This window comes from Pseudoalteromonas sp. DY56-GL22, assembly GCF_041414715.1.
GTDB lineage: Bacteria > Pseudomonadota > Gammaproteobacteria > Enterobacterales > Alteromonadaceae > Pseudoalteromonas > Pseudoalteromonas simplex.
The window spans coordinates 1-20,120 of the sequence record NZ_JANHZR010000009.1 but is presented as its reverse complement, the minus strand read 5'-3'; the positions used below and the strand labels follow the sequence as shown (position 1 = coordinate 20,120).

29 protein-coding genes are annotated in these 20,120 nt (G+C 42.4%); 21 read left to right on the top strand and 8 right to left on the bottom strand.

Annotated features, from left to right (window positions below):
* The first annotated feature begins 45 nt into the window (after positions 1 to 45).
* Both NO991_RS17290 and NO991_RS17285 read left to right on the top strand, forming a co-directional pair.
* Complete coding sequence (locus tag NO991_RS17290; RefSeq protein WP_054554401.1) at positions 46 to 360, top strand: Bor family protein; 315 nt, start codon at positions 46 to 48, stop codon at positions 358 to 360.
* The gene (locus NO991_RS17285; protein ID WP_054554400.1) at positions 357 to 680 is read left to right on the top strand and encodes a Bor/Iss family lipoprotein; all 324 of its coding nucleotides are present in this window, start codon (positions 357 to 359) and stop codon (positions 678 to 680) included. The genes NO991_RS17290 and NO991_RS17285 overlap by 4 nt, the downstream gene beginning before the upstream one ends.
* Here the strand turns inward: NO991_RS17285 and NO991_RS17280 are convergent, their stop codons facing one another.
* The 4 genes from NO991_RS17280 to NO991_RS17265 are packed head-to-tail and all read right to left on the bottom strand — an operon-like array spanning position 681 to position 4,544.
* Positions 681 to 1,919: an ABC transporter permease gene (locus tag NO991_RS17280; protein WP_166341089.1), complete on the bottom strand. Its 1,239-nt coding sequence runs from the start codon at positions 1,917 to 1,919 to the stop codon at positions 681 to 683.
* The gene (locus NO991_RS17275; RefSeq protein WP_166341087.1) at positions 1,912 to 2,619 is read right to left on the bottom strand and encodes an ABC transporter ATP-binding protein; all 708 of its coding nucleotides are present in this window, start codon (positions 2,617 to 2,619) and stop codon (positions 1,912 to 1,914) included. Before NO991_RS17275 ends, NO991_RS17280 begins: the two co-directional genes overlap by 8 nt.
* Positions 2,619 to 3,785, bottom strand: coding sequence for an efflux RND transporter periplasmic adaptor subunit (locus tag NO991_RS17270; RefSeq protein WP_054554397.1), 1,167 nt, complete (start codon positions 3,783 to 3,785; stop codon positions 2,619 to 2,621). Before NO991_RS17270 ends, NO991_RS17275 begins: the two co-directional genes overlap by 1 nt.
* A gap of 48 nt (positions 3,786 to 3,833) precedes the next feature.
* Entirely contained in the window at positions 3,834 to 4,544 is a 711-nt protein-coding gene (locus tag NO991_RS17265; protein WP_371352229.1) for a YIP1 family protein, read from the bottom strand.
* Positions 4,545 to 4,714: 170 nt separating this feature from the next.
* Here NO991_RS17265 and NO991_RS17260 point away from each other — a divergent pair, with 170 nt between their 5' ends.
* On the top strand, positions 4,715 to 5,608 hold the full coding sequence (locus NO991_RS17260) for an aldo/keto reductase (protein ID WP_138601069.1): 894 nt from the start codon (positions 4,715 to 4,717) through the stop codon (positions 5,606 to 5,608).
* A 65-nt stretch (positions 5,609 to 5,673) separates the two neighbouring features.
* On the opposite strand, the gene NO991_RS17255 is transcribed toward NO991_RS17260, so the two are convergent.
* From NO991_RS17255 to NO991_RS17240, 4 genes are all read right to left on the bottom strand, one after another.
* On the bottom strand, positions 5,674 to 6,351 hold the full coding sequence (locus tag NO991_RS17255; protein ID WP_054554395.1) for a TorF family putative porin: 678 nt from the start codon (positions 6,349 to 6,351) through the stop codon (positions 5,674 to 5,676).
* 288 nt (positions 6,352 to 6,639) lie between these two features.
* A complete protein-coding gene (locus NO991_RS17250; RefSeq protein WP_166341085.1) occupies positions 6,640 to 7,806 on the bottom strand; it encodes a hypothetical protein in 1,167 nt (388 codons plus the stop codon).
* A gap of 151 nt (positions 7,807 to 7,957) precedes the next feature.
* A complete protein-coding gene (locus NO991_RS17245; protein WP_054554394.1) occupies positions 7,958 to 8,158 on the bottom strand; it encodes a helix-turn-helix transcriptional regulator in 201 nt (66 codons plus the stop codon).
* A gap of 8 nt (positions 8,159 to 8,166) precedes the next feature.
* Positions 8,167 to 8,586, bottom strand: a complete 420-nt coding sequence (locus tag NO991_RS17240; RefSeq protein WP_054554393.1) for a hypothetical protein — start codon at positions 8,584 to 8,586, stop codon at positions 8,167 to 8,169.
* 230 nt (positions 8,587 to 8,816) lie between these two features.
* Here NO991_RS17240 and NO991_RS17235 point away from each other — a divergent pair, with 230 nt between their 5' ends.
* From NO991_RS17235 to rplQ, 18 genes are all read left to right on the top strand, one after another.
* Positions 8,817 to 10,760 carry an AsmA family protein gene (locus NO991_RS17235; protein WP_166341083.1) on the top strand — a complete coding sequence of 648 codons (1,944 nt, stop codon included), beginning with the start codon at positions 8,817 to 8,819 and terminating at the stop codon, positions 10,758 to 10,760.
* Between the two features lie 275 nt (positions 10,761 to 11,035).
* Positions 11,036 to 11,404 (top strand): 50S ribosomal protein L14, encoded by a 369-nt coding sequence (rplN, locus tag NO991_RS17230; protein ID WP_010378257.1) that lies wholly within the window; start codon positions 11,036 to 11,038, stop codon positions 11,402 to 11,404.
* A gap of 10 nt (positions 11,405 to 11,414) precedes the next feature.
* Complete coding sequence (gene rplX / locus NO991_RS17225) at positions 11,415 to 11,729, top strand: 50S ribosomal protein L24 (RefSeq protein WP_054554391.1); 315 nt, start codon at positions 11,415 to 11,417, stop codon at positions 11,727 to 11,729.
* A gap of 16 nt (positions 11,730 to 11,745) precedes the next feature.
* On the top strand, positions 11,746 to 12,285 hold the full coding sequence (rplE, locus tag NO991_RS17220) for a 50S ribosomal protein L5 (RefSeq protein WP_054554390.1): 540 nt from the start codon (positions 11,746 to 11,748) through the stop codon (positions 12,283 to 12,285).
* 10 nt (positions 12,286 to 12,295) lie between these two features.
* A complete protein-coding gene (gene rpsN, locus NO991_RS17215; RefSeq protein WP_054554389.1) occupies positions 12,296 to 12,601 on the top strand; it encodes a 30S ribosomal protein S14 in 306 nt (101 codons plus the stop codon).
* Between the two features lie 21 nt (positions 12,602 to 12,622).
* A complete protein-coding gene (gene rpsH, locus NO991_RS17210) occupies positions 12,623 to 13,015 on the top strand; it encodes a 30S ribosomal protein S8 (protein ID WP_054554388.1) in 393 nt (130 codons plus the stop codon).
* A gap of 13 nt (positions 13,016 to 13,028) precedes the next feature.
* A complete protein-coding gene (gene rplF, locus NO991_RS17205) occupies positions 13,029 to 13,562 on the top strand; it encodes a 50S ribosomal protein L6 (protein WP_166341081.1) in 534 nt (177 codons plus the stop codon).
* Between the two features lie 9 nt (positions 13,563 to 13,571).
* Entirely contained in the window at positions 13,572 to 13,922 is a 351-nt protein-coding gene (gene rplR / locus NO991_RS17200) for a 50S ribosomal protein L18 (RefSeq protein WP_036974021.1), read from the top strand.
* A gap of 9 nt (positions 13,923 to 13,931) precedes the next feature.
* Positions 13,932 to 14,438 (top strand): 30S ribosomal protein S5, encoded by a 507-nt coding sequence (gene rpsE, locus NO991_RS17195; RefSeq protein WP_036974018.1) that lies wholly within the window; start codon positions 13,932 to 13,934, stop codon positions 14,436 to 14,438.
* A 3-nt stretch (positions 14,439 to 14,441) separates the two neighbouring features.
* On the top strand, positions 14,442 to 14,624 hold the full coding sequence (gene rpmD, locus NO991_RS17190) for a 50S ribosomal protein L30 (RefSeq protein ID WP_016710201.1): 183 nt from the start codon (positions 14,442 to 14,444) through the stop codon (positions 14,622 to 14,624).
* Positions 14,625 to 14,628: 4 nt separating this feature from the next.
* Positions 14,629 to 15,063: a 50S ribosomal protein L15 gene (rplO, locus tag NO991_RS17185; protein ID WP_054554386.1), complete on the top strand. Its 435-nt coding sequence runs from the start codon at positions 14,629 to 14,631 to the stop codon at positions 15,061 to 15,063.
* Between the two features lie 10 nt (positions 15,064 to 15,073).
* Positions 15,074 to 16,402 (top strand): preprotein translocase subunit SecY, encoded by a 1,329-nt coding sequence (gene secY / locus NO991_RS17180; protein WP_036974013.1) that lies wholly within the window; start codon positions 15,074 to 15,076, stop codon positions 16,400 to 16,402.
* A gap of 22 nt (positions 16,403 to 16,424) precedes the next feature.
* The gene (gene rpmJ / locus NO991_RS17175; protein ID WP_002959476.1) at positions 16,425 to 16,538 is read left to right on the top strand and encodes a 50S ribosomal protein L36; all 114 of its coding nucleotides are present in this window, start codon (positions 16,425 to 16,427) and stop codon (positions 16,536 to 16,538) included.
* 128 nt (positions 16,539 to 16,666) lie between these two features.
* The gene (gene rpsM / locus NO991_RS17170) at positions 16,667 to 17,023 is read left to right on the top strand and encodes a 30S ribosomal protein S13 (RefSeq protein ID WP_036974011.1); all 357 of its coding nucleotides are present in this window, start codon (positions 16,667 to 16,669) and stop codon (positions 17,021 to 17,023) included.
* A 13-nt stretch (positions 17,024 to 17,036) separates the two neighbouring features.
* Positions 17,037 to 17,423: a 30S ribosomal protein S11 gene (rpsK, locus tag NO991_RS17165; RefSeq protein WP_036974009.1), complete on the top strand. Its 387-nt coding sequence runs from the start codon at positions 17,037 to 17,039 to the stop codon at positions 17,421 to 17,423.
* 21 nt (positions 17,424 to 17,444) lie between these two features.
* Positions 17,445 to 18,065: a 30S ribosomal protein S4 gene (gene rpsD / locus NO991_RS17160; RefSeq protein WP_036974007.1), complete on the top strand. Its 621-nt coding sequence runs from the start codon at positions 17,445 to 17,447 to the stop codon at positions 18,063 to 18,065.
* 24 nt (positions 18,066 to 18,089) lie between these two features.
* A complete protein-coding gene (gene rpoA, locus NO991_RS17155; protein WP_004589198.1) occupies positions 18,090 to 19,076 on the top strand; it encodes a DNA-directed RNA polymerase subunit alpha in 987 nt (328 codons plus the stop codon).
* Positions 19,077 to 19,115: 39 nt separating this feature from the next.
* Positions 19,116 to 19,517: a 50S ribosomal protein L17 gene (gene rplQ, locus NO991_RS17150; protein ID WP_004589197.1), complete on the top strand. Its 402-nt coding sequence runs from the start codon at positions 19,116 to 19,118 to the stop codon at positions 19,515 to 19,517.
* Positions 19,518 to 20,120: the final 603 nt, after the last annotated feature.

Below are 20,120 nucleotides of genomic sequence, written 5' to 3'. Positions count from 1 at the left end.
TTCTTATACTTACTGAGCTTAACAACTCAGACAAAGGAACTACTCATGAAACAAATGGCCTGTATGCTGCTTGCCTTATCGGTGACAGCGTGTTCATCAGTCACCATAGTGCCAGAAAAAACAACCAATAAATTAGCCACTAAAGCTGATTACCAAGATAGCCGCCCATTCTTTTTGTGGGGCCTCGTTGGTGAAGAGCGCGTTGATGTAAAGGCTATTTGCCAAGATAAAAAAGTTGCCCAAATGCAATCGCAACAAACATTCGCTGATGGCGCATTAGGACTCGTTACACTCGGAATTTATGCTCCTCACACAGTAAAAGTATGGTGTGAGCAACAAGCACAGGAGCAACAATTATGAAAAGCCTACTAGCAACAACTGTGTTAGTGGCAACCTTAAGTGGTTGCACAAATATCTACTTTGATAATGGCAGTGCTGCACAAGCCAATAAAGCGCCTGCAACAGAGCAATGGCATCATAACTTTGCCGCGGCGCTTTACGAAGGTTCAGAGCCTGTAGACTTATCAGAGGAGTGCCCTGATTCCGAATGGCAAACTGTTCACACTTATAAGTCGTTCACCAATGGTTTAGCTGAAGCTGCAGTAAACCAAGTTGGGCCTATTTGGTACCCGAAAACAGTTGAAATAAGCTGCGCTCAAGTACCTTATAAGCCAGACTAGTTATTCATAACGCAGTGCATCAATTGGGTTTAAGCGTGCCGCTTTAATAGCGGGCGCTAAGCCAAACACAATACCAATCAATGAAGTAAAGCCAAATGACAGCATAATCGCCCAACCCGGTATGTAGGCATCTGGCATGCTCGGCACTAAAACTGAAATTAGTGCCGCAGCACCGTAGCCTATCGCTAAACCAATTAAACCACCAAACAGTGATAGCACCACCGCTTCAACTAAAAATTGCAGCATAATAAAACCAGGTGTTGCCCCTAATGCTTTTAAAGTGCCGATCACACGCGTACGTTCTGTTACCGAAACCAGCATGATATTCATCACTCCGATACCACCAACTACCAGGCTGATACCTACGATCCCCGCGGTAATTGCGGTTGCACTTCCGGTAAATTTATCGATATTAGCACGGGCTTTTTCGGCGGTTTCAAATTCAAAGTCGTCATCTTCACCGTCTTTCAGTTTATGTAATTGACGTAAGATGCGGCGAATTTTAGCCAGTACTTGCGCTTCGTTAGCATCGTCTTTCAAACGAAACATCATTTGTACATTGGTATCAACACTGCCGCCCTCTAGCGCACTCATGGTACTTATCGGAATATTAATGTAATCGTCTTGGTCAAAACCTAATAAACTACCTTGTTTTTCAGCAACACCAATAATGCGAAACCACTCACCACCGAGTTTGATATATTCACCTACAGGGTTTTCAGGCAGGTTAAGCTTTTCGATAATTGAAGGGCCAATAAACGCCACTCTACGGCGTTTTGCATCATCTTCTGCGCGAACAAATCGGCCGAGTTCTGGGTAGGTGCGGTAAGCTTTTTGGTAGTCTTGCTCTGTGCCCATTACCCGTGAAGCATGGCTTTTATTGCCATACTCTGCTGCACCCGAAAAGCGCCAAGTAAACATCAGTGCAGTAAAGGTTTCAGCTTCTTTCACGCGTGCTTTTAGAGTTAAAAAGTCGCTGTAGGTTAACTTTGCTTGTTGCCCTACCATTTCTTTTTCTACGCTAGTGTAAGGCTTTATATTGGTGACATCAGGAGACATGTCAGCAAGCTGATCATTAATTTGCTTGGTAAACCCTTGCATTACTGCTACCACGGTCACAACTGCAGCAACACCAATAATAATGCCCAAGCAGGTAAGGGCACTACGCATTGCATTGGCTTTAATTGCCATCAGTGCTGCTTTTGTGCCTTCCATTACAGCGATAGCAGATTTAAACATGTTGTCTTGCTCCTTCGCCTTTGCGGGTATCACTAACAACTTTGCCATCAACTAAACGAATAACACGTTGGCAGTGATCAGCAATATCTTGTTCGTGAGTAACCAAAATAATGGTGTGCCCTTCGTTATGAAGCTCATCAAACAGCGCCATGATTTCAGTGGTGGTTTTACTATCTAGGTTACCGGTAGGCTCATCACCAAGTAGAATGTGGGGTTTAGGAACCAGTGCGCGAGCAATAGCGACACGTTGACGTTGGCCACCAGAAAGCTGGCTCGAAAGGTGATTTACCTTATCGCCAAGACCAACCCGTTGTAATGATTCGAGCGCTTGCTGCTTTCGCTCTTTGGCCGAGATAAATCGATACACCAAAGGCTGCATAACATTTTCAAGAGCGGATGCTCGTGGTAATAAATTGAAACTTTGAAAAATAAAGCCAACACTTTTATTACGCTGATGAGCAAGCTCCGTTTCGGTCATGCGCTTTACGAGCTTATCTTTTAAATAGTAGTCACCACTGGTGGGAGTATCTAAGCAGCCAAGCAAGTTCATCAGGGTTGATTTACCTGAGCCGGAAGGGCCAATAATGGCAACATACTCATTTTGAGCAATTTCAATATTAATATCATCAAGGGCTTTGAAAACTTGTTCGCCCATTTTGTATTGTTTATTGATATTACTGAGTTTGATCACCACAGACATTAGCTAGCACCTTTTTCAGGGCTGTTTTTAACGGCTACCGTATCACCCTCTTTAAGTGAGCTAAGTGGTCTAGCTGGGCCGATAACAATACGATCTCCTTTTGCAACACCGCTGGTTAGCGCTTGTTCGATATCTGAAGAAATACCTACCGTAACAGCTGTTTTAGTTACTGTGTTATCAGCGTTAAGCTTCCAAACAAAGTAGCTATCATCCTCTTTTTGAATAGCTTCAATAGGCAGTTTTAAGCCGTTTTCGGCAATGCTTGTGGCGATTTCTGCGCGGCAGCTCATTCCGGCATAAAGCTGGCGGTCAGTGGCATCAAGCAGTACCTTGACTTTAAATGATAAGCCTTGTGAACCAGCTTGATTTTTTGCTGATGTGCCAATGTTTATGACTTTGCCAGTAAAAGGTTGATTTGGGTAAGCGGCAGCATAGATATCTGCATGTTGGTCTAGTTTGATACCAGCAATATCGGTTTCATCCACTCGAAGTTCGGCTAATATTGCGCTGGGGTCAGCTACTAGCATCAAGTCTGAGCCAATAATGTTGGTTGTTCCCGCAATAACGGTTTCACCTTCTTTAATATTTACCGAAGCAAGTAGGCCACTCATTGGAGCGCGAAACACGCTTTTATTTAAACGGTCTTCAGCAATCAATAGTGATGCTTGGGCTTGGTTGTAAGCTTCACGTTTTGCTTCAATATCTATTTTTGCTAAATCGCGGGCATTTTGTAGGTTTTCATACACTTCTTGGCCAGCAAGGCCAACTTCATAAAGCTCTTTTTGGCGGCTTAATTGGCGCTCAATATTTTTTAATCGGGTTTCGCTATGTTTAATATCGATTTCGGTCGCACGAAGCACAGCTTTATTGCGGGCAACTTCAGATTCAAACGCGGTCGTATCTAAGCGCATAAGAATATCGCCTTCAGTGACACTTTCGCCTTCTTCTACAAACACTTTCGCTACACGGCCAGTCACTTCTGAGCGCAGTTGCACTTGGGTGTTAAAAACTAGGTTACCAGAGGCTAAAATTGAATCGGCAATATTGCCTTGTTCAACTTCTGCAATATGCATTTCTGGTGCATCTTTATTGCCTGTGACTTGTTTTGAGATTAGTAAAGCGACAAATGCCGTAACAGCGAGGCCAATTATAATGGCTTTTTTCATCTTTCTTCCTTGGAAGTTAAGAGCGGCATATTGCCGCTCAAAGCAGAATTAAACGAGAGCGATTACAGTCCAAATACCGTAAATAACAATACTTGGTAAGGCTGCAAACAGTAGTGCCTTATTGAAAGTAAAATTAGTCCAGCTCTTTAAACCGGTAGCTGCGATGAAAATACCCCAAATAGAAAAGATATTGAGACTTTCAAGTAAGGTGTAGAATGGGTGGCCAATTTCTAAACCAATTAAAAGTTGGTTAATCGAAGCATAGTTAAATAACGTCTGTGAGATTTGGTCGGTACTCGCAGTTAATACTAAGATGAGTAAACCTAGGCTTGAAATAATCATTGGCATCATAGTCCACACACCAAAGCCATACCACGCACCATAGCCATAATTAGCTTCTGGGTCTTGCTTAGATACAAATAGGTAGTAGCCTGCCATTAGAGCATTAATAACAGCCAAACCAATAATGCCACCAAACATAGCAAACCATACTTGCATATCTATGGTTTGCTCCATGCTTTGGCGAATCATTTTTTGTTCTGCAATGGTGGCATCAACACTGGCCGCTGCCACTTGTTGATCTATTAAAAACTGCGGGTCAGCCTTATTGTAAAAAGCAAACATGCTGGCAGCGAGAATGCCGGCAAGTAAAATAAAGGCAACAAAAGACCAACCTTTTGCCTCTTTTAAACCATTAAAGGCTCTGCTTGGACTGATAAAAATATCAACCAAAGCAGTCATAACATTTGACGATTTCATTTTTTATTCCTTGTTTTATAACATTTGTTTTTAGGTACTAAAATATCCTGTTTAGTAACAAATTAGCAATCTATTTTGTAACTGTATGTTAACAGCTGTGATTGGTAAATCTGTGATATGGTTAAAGAGTTAATTTGAGTCGAATTTATTAGGAAAAGTAGGTCGTTATGGTGAATAACAATGATCGTTGTATTGATGAGTTGGTATTAGGGTTCTGGCGTTTGCTAGATTGGCAGATAACGCCCCAGCAATGCTTAAGTTTTTTAGAAAATGCAATTGAAATGGGGGTGTCACATACCGATCACGCTGACATTTACGGTGAATACGGTTGTGAAGCTGAATTTGGTAAAGCACTTAAACTAAAACCAAGTATTCGTGATGAAATCAAAATAATCACAAAGTGTGGTATCAAGCCTGCGTTTGCAAGCCTAGGGCTACAAGGCAAAGCAAATCATTATGATTCAAGTGCCGCGCATATTATTGCCTCGGCACAGCAGTCACTTAAAAACTTCAGCACTGATCGTTTAGATGTATTACTTATTCATCGCCCTGATTACTTGATGAACGCCGATGAAATGGCACAAGCATTTAATACCCTAAAAGCAAATGGTGATGTGCTTGACTTTGGTGTATCTAATTTTACCCCATCGCAACTTAGCTTGTTGCAGTCGCGTTTAGACTTTGAGCTTGTGACTAATCAAATTGAGTTTTCACCTTACGAGATGAAAGCCCTTGATGATGGCAGCTTAGACCAATGCCAATTACTTGATATCAAACCTATGCTTTGGTCTCCATTAGCTGGGGGTCGCTTATTCTCAAGTGAAGATGAAAAAGCGGTGCGTTTACGTGCAGTGTTGGAGCAGGTTGGGGCTGAAATTGGCGCCACAGCCATTGATCAGGTTGTTTATGCTTGGCTGTTAATGCACCCAAGTGCACCGTCTGTGGTACTTGGTACGGGTAATATTGAGCGTGTTAAATCAGCTGTTGACGCTAAGCAGCTTACTATGAACCGTGAACAATGGTATCGCATTTGGCAAGGCTCAACTGGTCATAGTGTACCATAAGTGTATTGATATAAATGAGAAAAGGGCCTTAACGGCCCTTCGTGTTGCAGCAAGTAACACATTCTTTATAAAGTGAAGTCAACCGCGTAAGCGACGTACACTTTTACATCTGAACCATCAATGTCGTTGTCTGAAAGACCGAAAGTAAAGCCGTCTTTCGACACTGAAACACCGTAGTCGATGATGTCATCATCACCAATGAAATCCCCTGAGTAATGACCTAAGTGAAGGGCCATTTCTGCACCGGTACTGCCAACTGGGAAACTGTAGTCAGCATTTAAATATAGAGAGTCACCAAAATCTGTACCGTCACCGCTTGCTGCTGATGTTGCTAGGACTGCTGCACCAAAGGTGAAGCTACCCATGCTAATGCTACCGTAGATTTCTGAGAAGTCTGCATCTGTGTAAGATGCTGCATCTGGGTATGCATAATAAATGTAGCCAACATCGTAGCTAAAGGTTTCATTGATTTCACCGCCAAAACCAGCATAAAGGTCTAGCTCGTAAGTCATGTCGTCAGCCCAGCTAGCATTCGACACCCAAGTACCCGCATAAAAGCCAGATTCACTTGCGTAGTCGATACCACCTTGGATTGCAGCATCACCGCCGCCTTGCTCTTGACCACGCCATAAGTAGTTTGAAGTTGCCGCAGCGTTTGCTGTGACTTCTGCATAGCTATATGTTGAGCTCAAAGTTAATAGCGCAAGGGCGCTTGCTGCGACCGTTTTTTTTAGTTTTAGCATGTTTCTGTATCCTGTTGTTATGTTGATTTTGTCCCATTTTCAGATTGCAGTCTGGTTATTATTTGAGGACATTTTCTATGTGTTGTCTGGATACGATGTTGCACTGGTTGTGCCAAGTTAATTTCTAACGGGATATTTTATGCTTAAAGGCTTTAAAAACAGGCTTTTAAACTTGTTTAATTGTGAAAAGGATAGTTATTTGAATTGTTCATGCGCACATGTGTGGTGCAAAAAATAACCCGGTTGCACAATTGCGAAGCAACCGGGTTTTGCTTATTTGAGAGTAACTTAGCCGAAAATTGCACGCATTAGACTAATGGTTTCTTCAACACTGCGGCCTTTTTCTACTTCACTGATGATTGAATCGCGCTTAGCTTTGATATGTTCAGGGATATCATCACTTGCTAGTGCGCGGTCTACCAGTATCTCAGCTGATTCTTTGCCGCGGCGTACGGTCTTTTTACCTGCTGAGCTCGTGGTACTCTTAGGTTTGTTTAACAACTTAATATAGTTTGAGTTATCAGTGGTACTTTTATCTGCATAATAAAAGAAGCTAGGCAATAGGGCTTTGATTTCAACCAGAGATTGTTCAAGCTCATTTGCTGCACTGGCCATTTTGAACCAAGGCATGTTATGTATTGCTTCGATAACATCTTGCCAGTAGCGCTCAAAATCACGGTTATTAAGCTTAGTAATACCTAATGCCGCACAAAGGGCATCAAGTTTACTATTTACGATTGGTGTAAACACGTCAGGTCGGCGCATCGCAAGCAAGCGAGTAGCAGGAGCAAGCGTTGGCTTTTCATCGCTGCCATTAAACGCCATGAAGTAAGCAACCATAAAATGCTGATAATGTTCTTGCGTTACTTCACCCTCAAGTGGAATGTGTGCAAGCGCCTCATCGAACGCACCTGGTAAATCACTCAACATTTGGTGGAAACCTTTCGCGTTCTTAGTAGAAGCAAACCATTCAACGTCGAAGTTATAGCTACTTGGATCAAGCGAAGCACTGTGTTTACCTGAAAACGCTAAACGGTCTTCTGGGATCATCTCTTTTAGGGATTGCGATTTAATTGCAGCAATGTAATTAGCTAAGCGTAGTTGCTCATCAAGGGCTAAAAGCTCTTTATGCTGCTCGATGAAGCCTGCAATAACAGGCCATGGCGCAACCCTTAATGTTTTTAACTGCAAAAAACTGATTGCAGAAATTAATAAGTCATGAAGTTTTTTAAGAGTGGGTAATTGCTTATCTTCTAACAGATCGTAGTTAATGCGATCGCGGCTTGCACTTAATAGCTCATAGCACCAACCTAAAAAGTCTTCAGGGTGGTTTTCTACTTTAACTGCCATTAGGTTTAAGCTGATATCAGAGGCTTGCTTGAGGATATTTTGATAAATTTGACTTTCTTGCTCGCCAAGCGCCATTTTTGACGGTGAAATAAGCAGTTTCTTCATGCTTAATCGATACTCCAGTTTTGACCAAATTGGGTTGTTTAATTTTAGTACACAGGGTGCAAAAACAACAGGGTCGTGCATCATACCGAAGTAATGAAATGATGCAATCTTACTGATAATTTATAAGTAAGATTGCGACTGACGTGGTTTATTAATCATTGTCATCGAGTGTAAATAATTGCTCAACACTGAGTTCAAAGTGAGCAGCAATTTTTAACGCGATAATCACCGAGGGTATAAAGCGGCCTGTTTCAACTGTGCTAATGGTTTTACGTGATACTGCAATGGCATCAGCAAGTTCTTGCTGCGATAATCCCTTTTCTTTGCGGAATTTAGCGATATTATTTTGCACTTTTATACCTAGTCTCTACTTTGCCAAAGAATTGATACGCCATATATCAAACACATCAAGGCAAGGTAAAATGTGGCCATCATGCTATGAGATACATTTAAAGCAAGTTCATCAGACAATAAAAAAATAGCCCCCATGCTAAAAAGCAATCCAAGCACAACATGTTTATAAGCGATGGTATCAATCGTATTTAAAAATTCATCCTTATAAGTAAGGCGATAACCAAGTTTCCATGTAAATCCCCCTCTAATCACAAACATAAAGAAAGATCCTAAAAATGCGGCAACACCAATAAACAGTAAAAATACTGATGTTTGCTTGAGCATTGGGTAAACACTAATAATTAATAACGTGACTCCCATGAATATTGAAAACCATGCGTTATGACTCATAAACTTTTCTTCCGTTTTGATATCTTGCTTAGACATAATCGTTTCCTTTTATTTTAAACTCAAATGTAACCTACAGGTATCAATGTAACCCTAGGGTATCATACGGTCAAGATCTTTTTGTAACCTACAGGTATCAAAAAGTTTCAGCGCTGATTCATATTCTTGTACCTAAGCTTGTTTACAAACCTTTTTGTGTGTTCGGCAATGCAATTGTGCCTAACTCCCGCTATGATAAGAACATTGTTTGCCCATTTTTAAGGATGATTATGAAAACCTTACTGAAAATTGTTGGTGTCATCTTCGTATTACTGATTGCATTAGTAGTCGCAGCACCATTCCTCATTCCTACAGACGCGATATTTAATAAAGTATCGGAGCAAGTAGAGCAAACCACAGGTCGTAGTCTGACTATTAATGGCGATAAAAAGCTGTCGGTATTTCCATCATTAAAACTCGAATTGAATGATGTGCACTTTGCCAATATGCAAACTGGCTCGCAAAAAGATATGGCAAGCATGCAGCAACTTGCTATCCGTATCCCGTGGATGTCGTTATTTGGCGGTGAGTTTAAGCTCGATAAATTCGTTATTAACGAACCAACAATTTTGTTAGAAACCGATAAAAATGGTAAAGCAAACTGGCAATTATTTGATGCGGTTGCTGAGCAACCACAGACAGAGCAGCAAAAGAGTTCTGGCGCTGTTAACTTACCAGATAACTTTGATATCGAACTTGGTGAAGTAGCAATCTACGGTGGTACTTTCACTTATCTAGATGGTAAAACCGGGGCAAAGCAACAGATAAGCGATTTAGAATTAGCAATCTTATTACCTTCTCTTCGTAAGACCTTAGAATTAAAAGGCGGTATTACCTATATGGGTGAGCGCTTTGATTTAGATGTCACGCTAGATACACCTGTTAAAGCGATTGAAGGCGAAACGTTTAATGTAAGCACTGAGGTTGATTCGCGCTTAGTCGATTTAAATTTTAAAGGTGCAATTGCAGAAATGGGTAATGATGTGCAAGGGCTTCTTTCTGTCAGTGGTGACTCTGTTAAAAATATTGCGAGTTGGCAAGGTGTTGAGCTTAATGCAAAAGAAAATGCGTTTAATGCCTTTAATGTAAAGGGTTCAATGCACCTAAAAGGACAGCAGTTTAAGCTTACTGAGCTACTTGCCACCCTCGATGAGCTGCAAATTAAAGGTAAAAGCGATATTAAGCTTGGTGATCGTTTAGCTGTGAATGCCGATATTGATTTAGGTATGCTTGATCTAAACCCTTACCTACCAGAGGGCGTAGCTAAAGAAGAACAAGCAGAACCTGCCGCAGATGCACCAGCACAGCCAATTGTTTGGGATGATACTGCAATTGATATGAGCGGCTTAAACGCATTAGATGCAAATGTAGTCGTGCGTTCAAGTGGCTTAAAAGCAAATGATATTACCCTTGGTGAAAACCAGTTAACGGTGAACCTAAAAAATGCCGTGGCTAAAATCAGTTTAGATAAGTTTGTTGCTTATGAAGGCAATGGTAAAGGTGTCATCACCGTTAACGCCAAGCAAACACCTTATAAAATTAGTACTAACTTTTCTTTAGATAAAATCGATGCACAGCCATTACTAACTGATGCGGCTGGTTTCGATAAGTTAATGGGTAAAGGCTCTCTAAATTGGGATCTAACGACCACAGGTCAAAGCCAAAAGAGCTTTATCAATGCTTTAAATGGTAAGTTAGGCTTTGAGTTTGCTGATGGTGCGGTAAAAGGGGCCAACATTGCAGAGATGGTTCGTAAAGCAAAAGAGCTTATCAAAGGTAACTTGAGTGCAGTATCAGAAGGTTTAGATACAGGCTTTGATAACTCACAGCAAACAGACTTCTCGGCATTGCAGGGCAGTTTTGTATTCACTAACGGTGTTGGTGAAAATAAAGACCTATCACTACTTAGCCCGCTTATTCGCATTACAGGCTCAGGTAAAGTTGATTTACCTATGACGAATGTAGACTATCGCTTGGTAACGGGGATTGTTGATTCAATCGAAGGGCAAGGCACGACCGATGACAGTACCGGCTTTAAAATTCCACTGCGTATCAAAGGTCCATTCCATGATGTTGGTTATAGCCTAGATGTCAGTGATGCGGCTAAAGAAGAAGTCAAAGAAAAAGCTAAAGATAAAATCAAAGACAAATTAAAAGGTCTATTTGGTAATTAATAAAAATTTAATTAAAGTCAAAAACAGGGCGCATTTGCGTCCTGTTTGTTTTATAATCAATAACAAACCAGCAAGCTGCTGTAATTCCTCAATGCAAGCATTGCGATTAATTCCAAATTAATTAAAAAATAACCTACCACTTCCTTGCCATTGCTGCTACAATTGCCCGCCCTTAAGAGACAACTTGCTTGTTTTTTGAGTGGAATTTAACCGAAATGTCTTGATTTTAAACAAAATTAAGGCGTGTTGTAATTTCTACACCGGAGGTCATTAACATGATCCAAATGCAAACTCAGCTGGACGTTGCTGATAACAGCGGCGCTCGCAAAGTGCAGTGTATTAAAGTCCTTGGCGGTTCGCACCGTCGCTATGCAGCGGTTGGCGATATCATCAAAGTTTCTGTAAAAGAAGCTATTCCTCGCGGTAAAGTGAAGAAAGGTGATGTTAAAAACGCGGTAGTTGTGCGTACTAAAAAAGGCGTTCGTCGTCCGGACGGTTCTTTGATCCGTTTCGATAGCAATGCGGCTGTTATCTTAAACGATAACTTACAGCCAATTGGTACTCGTATCTTCGGCCCTGTGACTCGTGAACTTCGTACTGAAAAGTTCATGAAAATCGTTTCACTAGCACCAGAAGTACTATAAGGAGTCTATCATGGCAGCAAAAATCCGTCGTGATGACGAAGTAATCGTACTAGCAGGCAAAGACAAAGGTAAGCGCGGTAAAGTGCTTTCAGTTGTTGCTGAATCTGGTCGAGTATTTGTCGAAGGCATCAACTTAATCAAGAAGCACCAAAAGCCTGTTCCTCAGTTGAACCAAGCTGGCGGTATTGTTGAGAAAGAAGCGTCTATCGACGTATCAAACGTTGCGATCTACAACTCGGAAACGGGTAAAGCAGATCGTGTAGGTTTCAAGATTGAAGATGGTAAGAAATTACGTATCTTTAAATCTACTGGTAAAACTATCTAATAGTTGGAGTAGAATGATGGCGAAACTGCATGAAGTATATAAAGACAAAGTAGTTGCTGAGCTTCAAGAGAAGTTTGGTTTCAGCTCTGTCATGCAAGTCCCTCAGATCGAAAAGATCACATTAAACATGGGTGTGGGCGAAGCTCTAGCTGACAAGAAGATCCTAGATAACGCTGTTGCGGATCTAGAAGCAATCTCTGGTCAGAAACCTCTAATCACTAAAGCACGCAAATCAGTTGCTGGCTTCAAAGTGCGTGAAGGTTACCCAATTGGTTGTAAAGTAACCCTACGTGGCGAGCGTATGTGGGACTTTTTTGAGCGTTTGGTTTCAATCGCTATCCCACGTATCCGTGACTTCCGTGGTGTAAGTGCTAAGTCTTTTGATGGACGTGGTAACTACAGCATGGGCGTACGTGAGCAAATCATCTTCCCAGAAATCGATTATGATAAAGTAGACCGTGTTCGCGGTATGGATATCACAATCACTACTTCTGCGAAAACAGATGATGAAGGCCGTGCGTTGTTAGAAGCGTTTAACTTCCCATTCAAGAAATAAGGGTAGGGTTATGGCAAAGAATTCTATGAAAGCGCGCGAAGCAAAGCGTGCGAAATTAGTTGCTCAGTTCGCTGAAAAGCGTGCGGCACTAAAAGCTATCATCAGTGATGTTAATACATCTGACGATGATCGTTGGGACGCGGTATTAAAGCTACAAGCTTTACCACGTGATTCTAGCTCTTCACGTCAACGTAATCGTTGTAACGTTACGGGCCGCCCACATGGTTACCTTCGCAAATTCGGCATGAGCCGTATTAAAGTTCGCGAAGCAGCTATGCGCGGTGAAATTCCTGGCCTTAAAAAGGCTAGCTGGTAATAGTATCACGGGAGTAAGACTATGAGCTTGCAAGATCCTATTGCGGATTTGTTTACACGTATCCGTAACGGTCAGTCAGCGAAGAAAGTATCAGTAACGATGCCAACTTCAAAACTGAAAGTAGCAGTAGCTAAAGTATTAAAAGATGAAGGTTATATCGCAGATTACGCTGTAAGCGGTGAAGCGAAGCCTGAGCTTTCTATCGATTTAAAATATTTCGAAGGCAAAGCTGTTATTGAAAACATCCAGCGTGTTAGCCGCCCTGGTCTACGTATCTATAAGAAACGTGACGAATTACCAAAGGTAATGGGTGGTCTTGGTATCGCTATCGTATCAACTTCTAAAGGCCTAATGACAGACCGCGCAGCACGTAGTGCCGGCGTTGGTGGTGAGATCATTGGCTTTGTAGCTTAATCGGAGGGGAACTATGTCTCGCATAGCAAAGGCACCAATCAATGTTCCTGCCGGTGTAGAAGTTACATTAAAAGGCCAGGAGATCACAGTTAAAGGCAAAAACGGTGAATTAACTCGTACAATCAACGACGCTGTTGAAGTACAAGTTAACGACAACGTTATTACAACTTTACCTCGTGAAGGCGTAGCTAATGCATGGGCACAAGCAGGTACTGCTCGCGCTCTAATCAACAACATGGTTGTTGGTACGCATGAAGGTTACGAGAAGAAACTTCAGTTAGTAGGTGTTGGTTACCGTGCAGCAGCTAAGGGCAAAGTATTAGACTTAACTCTTGGTTTCTCACACCCAGTGAATTTCGAAGTACCAGAAGGTATTACGATTGAAACACCAAGCCAAACAGAAGTTCTAGTTAAGGGCGTAGACAAGCAGTTAGTTGGTCAAACAGCTGCTAACATCCGTGCATACCGTAAACCTGAGCCTTATAAAGGTAAAGGTGTTCGTTACGCGGACGAGAATGTACGCCGTAAAGAGGCTAAGAAGAAGTAAGGTAAGACGATGGATAAAAAAACAGCTCGTCTACGTCGTGCTAAGCGCACTCGTAGAAATTATATTGAACAAGGCACAACGCGTCTTGTTATCCACCGCACGCCACGTCACATTTACGCTCAAGTAGTTACTGCTGAGGGTACTGTACTGGCTGCTGCTTCTACTGTTGAAAAAGCAATTAGCGAAACAGTTAAAGGCACAGGTAACGTTGCAGCTGCTCAAGCAGTTGGTAAAGCGGTTGCTGAACGTGCAGCTGACAAAGGCATCGAAAAGATTGCTTTTGATCGCAGTGGCTTTAAATATCACGGCCGTGTGAAGGCGCTTGCTGATGCAGCGCGTGAAGCCGGTCTGCAATTCTAGGAGTAGACAATGGCTAACGTAGAAGCAAAGCAACAACAGCCTGATTTGGCTGAAAAGCTAATCGCGGTAAACCGTGTGTCTAAAGTGGTTAAAGGTGGTCGTATCTTTAGCTTCACTGCACTAACAGTAGTTGGTGACGGCGCAGGTAAAGTAGGTTTTGGTTATGGTAAAGCACGTGAAGTTCCAGCTGCTATTCAAAAAGCAATGGAAAAAGCACGTCGCAACATGATCAGTGTAGACCTTAACGGTAACACGCTACAGCACCCAATCAAGGGTCGCCACGCGGGTTCTAAAGTATACATGCAGCCTGCTTCTGAAGGTACAGGTATCATCGCCGGTGGTGCGATGCGTGCAGTACTAGAAGTAACTGGTGTACAGAACGTATTGTCAAAAGCATACGGTTCAACTAACCCGATCAACATCGTTCGTGCAACGATTGCTGCTCTAGAGAACATGAACTCTCCAGAGTCAATCGCTGCTAAACGTGGTCTTAGCGTTGACGAAATCACGGGGTAAACCATGGCTAATAAAACTGTAAAAGTAACACAAGTAAAGAGCTCTATCGGTCGTTTACCGAAGCATAAAGCTACATTACGCGGTCTTGGTCTACGTCGTATCAATCACACTGTTGAGTTAGAAGACACAGCATGTGTGCGTGGTATGATTAACCAAGTTTCTTACATGGTAAAGGTTGAGGGTTAATTCGATGCATTTGAATACACTTTCACCTGCTGCTGGTGCAAAAACTGAAAAGAAACGTCTAGGTCGTGGTATTGGTTCTGGTCTTGGTAAGACTGGTGGCCGTGGTCATAAAGGCCAAAAATCACGTTCTGGCGGTAAAGTACGCGTTGGTTTCGAAGGCGGTCAAATGCCTATGCAACGTCGTCTACCTAAATTTGGTTTCACTTCACGTAAATCATTAGTATCTACTGAAGTTAACCTTTTTGAAATCGCTAAAGTTGAAGGCGATGTAGTAGACGTAAACGCGTTACAAGCAGCTGGTCTAGTTAAAAAGAACATCCAGTTCGTTAAAGTAGTTAAATCTGGCGAAGTTTCACGCGCAGTTACCGTTAAAGGTCTTAAAGTGACTAAAGGTGCTCGCGAAGCTATCGAAGCTGCCGGAGGCAAGGTAGAAGACTAAGGAAGTACTAATGGCTAAACCAGGTCAAGATATGAAAAGTGCACAAAGTGGGCTTTCGGAATTGAAGCGTCGATTACTATTTGTATTAGGTGCTATCATTATTTACCGTCTAGGTTCATTCGTGCCGATCCCTGGGATTGACGCCGCTGTACTTGCCGATTTCTTCGAGCAACAAAAGGGCACCATTGTTGAAATGTTTAACATGTTCAGCGGTGGTGCGCTTGAGCGCGCTTCAGTGTTAGCACTGGGTATTATGCCGTACATCTCGGCTTCGATTATTACGCAACTATTAACGCATATGTATCCGCCGTTTATAGAGCTTAAGAAAGAAGGTGAGCAAGGGCGTAAGAAAATTAGCCAGTACACACGCTACGGCACGCTTGTGCTTGCTACAATCCAATCAATCGGTATTGCTACCAGCTTACCGGGCATGATGGACGGGTTAGTTGTTAACCCAGGTATCGGTTTCTACTTCACTGCTGTAGTGAGTTTAGTAACTGGTACTATGTTCCTAATGTGGTTGGGCGAACAAATTACAGAGCGTGGTATCGGTAACGGTATCTCAGTTCTGATTTTTGTTGGTATTGTAGCTAACCTGCCGTCTGCTATTGGTTCGACAGCCGAAATGGCGCGCCAAGGTGATCTGAATGTACTTGTACTGTTATTGATTGCTGTAATCGTATTCGCTGTTACTTACCTAGTTGTATTCTTTGAACGTGGCCAACGTCGTATCGTCGTTAACTACGCAAAGCGTCAACAAGGTCGTCAGGTATTTGCTGCTCAAAGCACGCACTTACCACTGAAAGTAAACATGGCGGGTGTTATTCCACCAATCTTTGCTAGCAGTATAATTCTGTTCCCTGGTACAATTGCAAGCTGGTTCGGCCAGGGTGAAGGTCCGGTCGCTGATGTGCTACAAGCAATCGCTACAACGTTGACTCCAGGTCAACCTTTATATGCGATGGTTTTAGCTGCGGCTATTATCTTCTTCTGCTTTTTCTACACCGCGTTGGTATTTAACCCGCGTGAAACAGCAGATAACCTGAAAAAATCTGGCGCATTTATCCCAGGTATTCGTCCAGGTGAGCAGACATCTAAATACATTGATAAAGTGATGACACGCCTGACATTGGCAGGTGCTTTGTATATAACCTTTATCTGTCTGGTGCCCGAATTCATGACTATGGCATGGCAAACGCCATTCTATTTCGGCGGTACATCAATTTTGATTATCGTTGTTGTAATCATGGACTTTATGGCACAAGTACAGACGCATCTGATGTCACATCAGTATGATTCTGTGCTGAAAAAAGCAAACCTTAAAGGCTACGGTCGATAAGGTCATTTTACGGAGTTGAGCAATGAAAGTACGTGCTTCCGTTAAGAAAATATGCCGTAACTGTAAAGTTATTAAACGTGCTGGTGTAGTACGCGTAATTTGCAGTGAGCCTAAGCACAAGCAAAGGCAAGGCTAATTAAACAGTCGTGCAGGCTGAGTTATTTACTCGGCCTGTGTTTTTAGTTGTGATTTGGTCTTCGTTTGAGTATCCTTACGGGCTTTTCAAACAGATGATTACCAAATTCAAATATAGGAGATGTGTTAGTGGCCCGTATCGCTGGCATTAACGTCCCTGATCATAAACACGCAGTTATCGGTTTAACTGCTATTTATGGCATAGGTAAGACTCGCTCTAAGGCTATCTTAGCAGCGACTGGTATCGCCGAGACCACAAAAATCGGTGAACTTTCAGACGAAACACTTGACGTATTGCGTGAAGCAGTTGGCAAGTACACTGTAGAAGGTGACCTTCGTCGTGAAGTTACATTAAATATCAAGCGCCTTATGGACCTTGGTTGTTTCCGTGGCCTACGTCACCGTCGTTCGTTACCACTACGTGGTCAACGTACTAAGACTAACGCGCGTACTCGTAAGGGTCCTCGCAAGCCTATCAAGAAATAAGGTGGGGTAGATTATGGCTAAAGCACCAATTCGTCGTAAGAAGGTTAAAAAGCAAGTTGCTGATGGTATGGCTCACGTTCATGCTTCTTTCAACAACACTATTGTAACAATTACCGACCGTCAAGGTAATGCACTATCTTGGGCAACAGCAGGTGGTTCAGGTTTCCGTGGTTCACGTAAATCTACTCCATTCGCGGCTCAGGTTGCTGCAGAGCGTGCAGGTACTGCTGCTCAAGAATACGGTTTAAAAAATCTAGAAGTTTTCATCAAAGGTCCAGGTCCAGGTCGTGAATCTGCTGTACGTGCTTTGAATGCTGCTGGTTACCGTATCACCAACATCACTGACGTGACGCCAATCCCTCATAATGGTTGTCGTCCACCGAAGAAACGTCGCGTTTAACAATAGGTTAGGAGAAATAACATGGCAAGATATTTGGGCCCTAAGCTCAAGCTGAGTCGTCGTGAAGGTACTGACCTGTTCCTTAAGAGCGGCGTAAGAGCTATCGACTCTAAGTGTAAACTTGAGACTGCACCTGGTCAGCACGGCGCTCGTAAAGGTCGCTTATCTGATTACGGTTTACAGCTACGTGAAAAGCAAAAAGTACGTCGTATCTACGGTGTATTAGAAAAGCAATTCCGTAACTACTACAAAGAAGCTGCTCGCCTTAAAGGTAATACAGGTGAAAACTTGTTACAGCTTTTAGAGCAACGTTTAGACAATGTTGTATATCGCATGGGTTTTGCTAGCACACGCGCTGAAGCACGTCAGTTAGTAAGCCACAAAGCGATTTTAGTTAATGGTCGTGTTGTGAACATTCCTTCATACGTAATTACTCCAGAAGATACTGTTGTAATTCGTGAGAAGTCAAAAACACAAGCACGTATCATCGCTGCTCTAGAGTTGGCTGAGCAACGTGAAAAGCCGACTTGGGTTGAAGTTGACGGTAAGAAAATGGAAGGTAGCTTCAAGCGCCTACCTGAGCGTTCAGATCTGTCTGCGGACATTAACGAACAACTAATCGTCGAACTTTACTCTAAGTAAAGTTAAGAGTTAAGAGAGGATAAAATGCAGGGTTCTGTTACCGAATTCCTAAAACCAAGGTTAGTCGATATCGACGCTATCAACCCAACGCGTTCTAAAGTAGTTTTAGAACCATTAGAGCGTGGCTTTGGTCACACTTTGGGTAATGCCTTACGCCGTATACTGTTATCATCTATGCCTGGATGTGCAGTAACTGAAGTAGAAATCGACGGTGTATTGCATGAGTACAGCGCGAAAGAGGGCGTACAAGAAGACATCATTGAAATTCTGTTAAACCTTAAAGGTCTAGCAGTAACTTTAGAAGGCAAAGATGAAGTTTTTCTGACCCTGACTAAATCTGGTGTAGGCCCTGTGACTGCGGCTGATATTCAGCACGATGGTGATGTAACTATCGCCAACCCAGATCACGTTATTTGTCACCTTACGACAGATAGCAGCGAGATCAGCATGCGTATTCGTGTTGAGCGCGGTCGCGGTTATGTGCCGGCATCTAGTCGTTTATCCTCTGATGACGATGAGCGTCCAATTGGTCGTCTGCTGCTTGATGCATCATTCAGCCCAGTTGAACGTATTGCGTACTCGGTTGAATCAGCCCGTGTTGAGCAACGTACAGACTTAGACAAGTTAATCATTGATATGGAAACAAACGGCACTCTAGATCCTGAAGAAGCGATCCGCCGTGCGTCTACTATCTTAGCTGAGCAATTAGATGCATTCGTAGATTTACGTGATGTAACTGAGCCAGAAGAGAAAGAAGAGAAGCCAGAATTCGATCCTATTCTGCTTCGTCCAGTTGATGATCTTGAGCTAACAGTACGTTCAGCAAACTGTTTGAAAGCCGAGCAAATTCAATATATCGGTGATTTAGTTCAGCGCACTGAAGTTGAGCTTCTTAAAACGCCTAACTTAGGTAAGAAGTCTCTAACTGAAATTAAAGACGTGCTAGCTTCACGTGGTCTTTCTCTAGGTATGCGCCTAGAAAATTGGCCGCCTGCAAGCCTAGCTGAATAATCTAAATCACTATATTAGTTTAGTTAGAAGGATAGGGTCATGCGCCATCGTAAGAGTGGTCGTCAATTAAACCGTAACAGCAGCCATCGCAAAGCGATGTTCAGCAACATGGCTGGTTCTTTGGTGAAACATGAAATCATCAAAACAACTTTGCCTAAAGCTAAAGAGTTGCGCCGTGTAATTGAACCTTTAATCACACTGGCTAAGACTGACAGTGTAGCAAACCGCCGTTTAGCGTTTGCTCGCACGCGTGATAATGAAGTAGTTGGTAAATTATTCAGCGAAATCGGTCCACGTAATACAGACCGTCCTGGTGGTTACACTCGTATTCTTAAGTGTGGCTTCCGTGCTGGTGATAATGCACCAATGGCTTATATTGAACTAGTTGGTCGCCCAGCGACAAACGAAGAAGTTCAAGAAGACGCGCAGTCTGCAGAGTAAGTCGTAAAGACACCAAAAAGCCGAGCTTATGCTCGGCTTTTTACTTTCTAAAATTCACTACTAAAGATTCACTCTCAATAAAACAGCTCTATCAACCCTAAACATTACCATGCAATCTTGAAGCACCTAGCACCTAGCAATTAAGATCACATATAAAGATCAATTCGCGTTCTCTTATAGTTAAAATCACCTTCTATACAACTTAAATACAAGCTCATTTATAAAAAACACTGCCTAAATAGTCATAATACGAGTAATTTAGTGCTATTTTTACCCGTTTCGTTCGTATTTTGCGCGAACAGTCATTTTTTTCATAAAAACTTCAAAAAACAGTTGATCTCAATTCGGATCTCCCTATAATGCGCATCCACCGACACGGCGGACTGCTTACAAAAAAGCAAAACGACGAGTTGGTTGAGTCAAGTAAGACTGAGTTTTGAAAAAATAAACTTTTCTCAAAATTAAGTGTTGACAAAAATAACGGCTTGCGTAGAATGCACAGCCCTTGAGGCACGAAAGTGAATCAAATGTTCTTTAACAATATAAAGCAATCATCTGTGTGGGCACTCGTACAGATTGAGTTCTAACAGCGAAGCTTAGTTT